Below are 4,569 nucleotides of genomic sequence, written 5' to 3'. Positions count from 1 at the left end.
CCGTACGGCACCGCCCGTACGGCACCGCCCGTACGGCACCGCCCGTACGGCACCGCCCGTACGGCACCGCCCGTACGGCACCGCCCGTACGGCACCGCCCGTACGGCACACTCCGTACGGCACCGCCCGCAGGCATCCCGCCCGGGGCGCCTCTCCCGGGCAGGCCCGCGCGGCACGCCTCGCGGATCGCCCGCCCAGGCACGCCCCGTACGGCACACCCCGTACCCCTCGCCGGTCACCCGCCCCGACAGGCCCGAGGTGCCCCGGGCACACCCGCGCCCCGTGCGGCTCGCCCGTACGCCCGCAAGGCAGCCACCAAATCCCGGCCGACCCACACCCCTCTGACGCCACACCAGGAACCTGCGCCTCCGCGGCGGTCCCCCAGGTACCGGTACTGCGCGGCCGTGAGCAGGGGCGGGCCGGGCGCCCGGTGGACTGGCCGGTAATCGCCGACGGGCCCGGGGTGGCCCGTACCGCGGGGCATGCCGTCGCTCATCGCGGGCAGGCGGACAGCAACCCCCCACGGGTGTGTCCGACCCGGCGGCTGCCCGCGCCCCTCCTCCAGCGGGCGGCCGCCGCGTCGGACGGCCGGGGCGCGGCACACCCGGCACCAGCGGCACACCCGGCACCACGCGCCCCTCGCAAGCCCCTTCGGGCAGCCCGTAGGGGAACGCGTCAGGGCAGGCTCTCGGCAGGCCCCCACCGCACCCGTACGGGCGTCTCCGAGGCGTCCGGTGAGGTGTGCCACACCGGCCCGTCGTCGGGGGCGGGGCGGGGTCCGATAGCCTGACGGACAGGTCTCTCGATGCCAAGAGACTCGTCGAGAGTCGTCGATGAGACCTCGAAAACGGGCAGACACCCGCCGCCACCCCAGGTGGACCGGGGCTTGCCCCCGGAACACATCGCGCAGGAGATCGCCATGACCCGCACTCCCGTCAATGTCACCGTCACCGGCGCCGCCGGTCAGATCGGTTACGCCCTCCTCTTCCGCATCGCCTCCGGTCACCTGCTCGGCGCGGACGTGCCGGTCAAGCTGCGCCTGCTGGAGATCCCCCAGGGCCTGAAGGCCGCCGAGGGCACCGCCATGGAGCTGGACGACTGTGCCTTCCCGCTGCTCCGGGGCATCGACATCTCGGACGACCCGAACGTCGCCTTCGACGGCGCCAACGTCGCCCTCCTCGTCGGCGCCCGCCCCCGTACCAAGGGCATGGAGCGCGGCGACCTGCTGGAGGCCAACGGCGGCATCTTCAAGCCGCAGGGCAAGGCCATCAACGACCACGCCGCGGACGACATCAAGGTCCTCGTCGTCGGCAACCCGGCCAACACCAACGCCCTCATCGCCCAGGCCGCCGCGCCGGACGTGCCGCGTGAGCGCTTCACCGCGATGACCCGCCTCGACCACAACCGTGCGCTCTCGCAGCTCTCGAAGAAGACCGGCGCCCCGGTCTCCGAGATCCGCAAGCTCATGATCTGGGGCAACCACTCCGCCACCCAGTACCCCGACATCTTCCACGCCGAGGTGGCCGGCAAGAACGCCGCCGAGGCCGTCAACGACCAGGCGTGGCTGGCCGACGAGTTCATCCCGACCGTCGCCAAGCGCGGCGCGGCGATCATCGAGGCCCGTGGCGCGTCCTCCGCCGCCTCTGCCGCCAACGCCGCCATCGACCACGTCCACACCTGGGTCAACGGCACCGCCGACGGCGACTGGACCTCCATGGGTATCCCCTCGGACGGCTCCTACGGCGTCCCCGAGGGCCTGATCTCCTCGTTCCCCGTCACCACCAAGAACGGCGCGTACGAGATCGTCCAGGGCCTGGAGATCAACGACTTCTCCCGGGAGCGCATCGACGCCTCCGTCAAGGAGCTGTCGGACGAGCGCGACGCCGTCCGCGGTCTCGGCCTGCTCTGACCCGCACCGCCGGGCGCTGACCGCCCCGGTGTACGCACCCGGCGCACGGCCACGGGCCCGCGCGGTCCCAACGGATCGCGCGGGCCCGGCCGTTGCGCCGCCCCCTGCCGCAAAGGCGCTGGCCGGAAACCGCCCGCCTCCCCTATGCTGCCGCTCCGTAGACTGCGCGGCGGAGGGGCTGTCAGGCCCGGGCCACGGCTCCGGACCGCGCCTTGGGGGGAAGAGCGGTGAGTCAGACGAACGTGCCTGCCCAACCGGGCGACCACGACGACCGGACGTCCTTCGACAAGGGACCGGCCGCGCCGCCCCCGCCCCCGGGGGCGCCACCGCCCGCCTCCGTCCCGCCCGCCGCCAGCGAGGCCACCCGCCTGCTGTGCGCCGGCACCTACCTGGACGGCACCTACCGCGACGCCGTCATCGAGGAGCTGTACGTCCACGAGGAGCGGTTCGCCGCCCCGTCCCTGGGCATCGACGCGGCCCGCGTCCTCGCCCACGCGTTGCGCGCCCGCCGCCTCGAACTGGGCTGGGCCGCCGCCCTCCTGGGCCTGTGGATCGTCTCCCTCCCGCTCTCGTACGGCATGACCACGCTCTACGTCTGGCCCGTGCTGCTGCTGGGCCTCGCCCGGTTCGTCCGGCGGCTGCCGTTGCCGCACTGGCTGGCGGGCGGCGCCGCCTTCCTGCTCCGCTGGTACGGGCGGATCACCGCGGTCGTGATCGCGGTGTTCCTGCTGACCGCGGCGTTCGGTGCCGCCGCGTCCCTGGTGGAATGGCTCGTCCCGTGGTCGTCCGGCAGCAGTAGCTACTCCACCTACGCGTCCGACGGCGCCGCCGCGACCGACTGGACCAGCTCCGGCGCCTTCAACGACGGTTCCTCGTCCGGCCCGGGCCCCGTACAGATGTGGATCACGCTGCTGCTGCCGGTCGCCGTGGCCGTTCTCGTCGCCCTCCAGCGCCGCCGGACCGCCCGCGTCCTCCAGGAGGAGCTCTCCCGCCCCCGCTTCCCCGACCTGCACCGCGACCCGGCCGAGGCGCACACCGGCGCCCGCTTCCAGCGGCTGCGCGAGCGGATCCGTACGGAACAGCACGGCCAGTTGGTGATGTACCGGCCGACCGACCCGTTCCGCGGCGCCGGGGAGGCGTACGGCACCTGGTCGCTCTCGGTGGAGCTGCGGCCCCGTACGGACGCCGAGGTCCGGCCGCTCGACAACGCCGCGTTCCTGGAGCGCATCGTCCCGCTGGTCGAGGCGTTGCGGGTGCCCTCGGCGCGCCGTTCGCCGGCGGCGCGGTCCGCGGTCCGGGACCGGCTGCGGGAGCTGGAGACCGATGAGTGCGTCTTCCTCCCGGCGGACGGACTCCCGGCGCGCGCCGCGGCGCCGTACGCCCCCGTGGAGCTCGCCCGGCACCGCGCCGAGGCGGTCGAGGAGGGCGGCGAGACCCGGCGGCACTTCCTGCGCATCAGGATCGGCGGCTGGCACGAAGGCGTGGTGACGACGGTCTTCGTACGGGTCCACACCCAGGGCGGCATGCTGATGCTGGAGGTCGCCCCCCATGTGCTGTGGCCGCTGCGGCAGCAGTTCCAGGACGCCGACCGCTTCGCCCACCAGGAGGCCCACCTCCCCCCCGTCGTCCGGGGCCTCCGGGCACTGATCGACACACCTCGCGCCGGGGGGCGCGCGGTCGCCACCCTCGCGCGGGGGGTGCGCTCCGTATGGCGGCTGGCCACCGGTGGCCACGCGGCCGCACTGCCCGAGGGCCCCGGACTCGCGGTCCGGGAACTGGGATCGTACGGCGACGCCTCGCTCTTCCAGGGCATGGACGCCGCCCGCTACCTCAAGACCGTCCAGCAGCGGGTCACCGCCGGGGTGACCACCGCGCTCCACGAGGCCGGGTACGTCACCGAGGAGTTCGAACGGCGCGTGGTCAACGTCGCCGAGGGCGGCGTCTACATCGAGTCGGCCCAGGGCGCGGTGGGCATCGGCGACCACAACACCGTCACCAACAACGACCGGCGCGGCGGCGCGCCCACGGAAGGGGCCCCACGTGGCAACGGCTGACGACCAGGGCAAAGGCATCCACATCGGCACGGTGAACGGCGCCCTCGCCATCGGCAACGGCAACACCGTCACCCAGAACAGCGGCGCGGGCCCGGCCACCGACCCGGCGCACGAGGAGCTGCTGCGCGCCGTCCGCGAGCTGCGCCAGGACCTGTCCCGCGCGGTGTCCACCCCGCAGATCGACGCGCTGGGCGGGGAGCTGGCGGAGACCGAGACGGAGATCGCGGCACAGGGCGCGGCGGGCGCCGGGCGCCTGGCCCGCCTGCGGACCGCGCTCGCCGACGCCGGTTCCGTCGTCGGACTGCTGGCCTCCGGGACGGCCGTCGCCGAGGCCGTCGCCGCGCTGGTGGGCGGATGACCGCACACGGCGGTGGCGCCGCCCGTTGGAACAGCGAGACCCAGCAGTGGGACGACGGCGCGCCGCCACCCGCGCCCTACACCGGACCGCCGCCGCCCCGCCCGGCCTGGAGCCCGGCGGCGGCCCCGGCGGCGCCGTCGGCCGACGAGCCCAAGAAGCGCCTGATGGATAAGACCTCCACCCACACGGCCGCGGCCGCCGGCCCCGCCCACCGCGTGTTGGTGGGCAAGATCGTGGACGGCGTGGAC

At 74.7% G+C, this 4,569-nt stretch carries 3 protein-coding genes and 1 pseudogene; all 4 read left to right on the top strand.

Annotated elements, in window-relative coordinates; translation table 11 throughout:
• Positions 1-919: 919 nt before the first annotated feature.
• Entirely contained in the window at positions 920-1,909 is a 990-nt protein-coding gene (locus tag ACFWWQ_RS29530; protein ID WP_384602320.1) for a malate dehydrogenase, read from the top strand.
• 227 nt (positions 1,910-2,136) lie between these two features.
• Positions 2,137-3,963: a hypothetical protein gene (locus tag ACFWWQ_RS29525; protein WP_384602319.1), complete on the top strand. Its 1,827-nt coding sequence runs from the start codon at positions 2,137-2,139 to the stop codon at positions 3,961-3,963.
• A complete protein-coding gene (locus tag ACFWWQ_RS29520; protein WP_384602317.1) occupies positions 3,950-4,321 on the top strand; it encodes a hypothetical protein in 372 nt (123 codons plus the stop codon). The genes ACFWWQ_RS29525 and ACFWWQ_RS29520 overlap by 14 nt, the downstream gene beginning before the upstream one ends.
• Positions 4,318-4,569: pseudogene (locus tag ACFWWQ_RS29515) on the top strand (hypothetical protein); the annotation flags it as partial. The gene ACFWWQ_RS29520 and the pseudogene ACFWWQ_RS29515, both read left to right, overlap by 4 nt.

It is taken from the genome of Streptomyces sp. NPDC059080 (assembly GCF_042739975.1).
GTDB classification, from domain to species: domain Bacteria; phylum Actinomycetota; class Actinomycetes; order Streptomycetales; family Streptomycetaceae; genus Streptomyces; species Streptomyces benahoarensis.
Note: the sequence above shows the minus strand (reverse complement) of the source record. Positions and strands in the feature narration are given on the sequence as shown.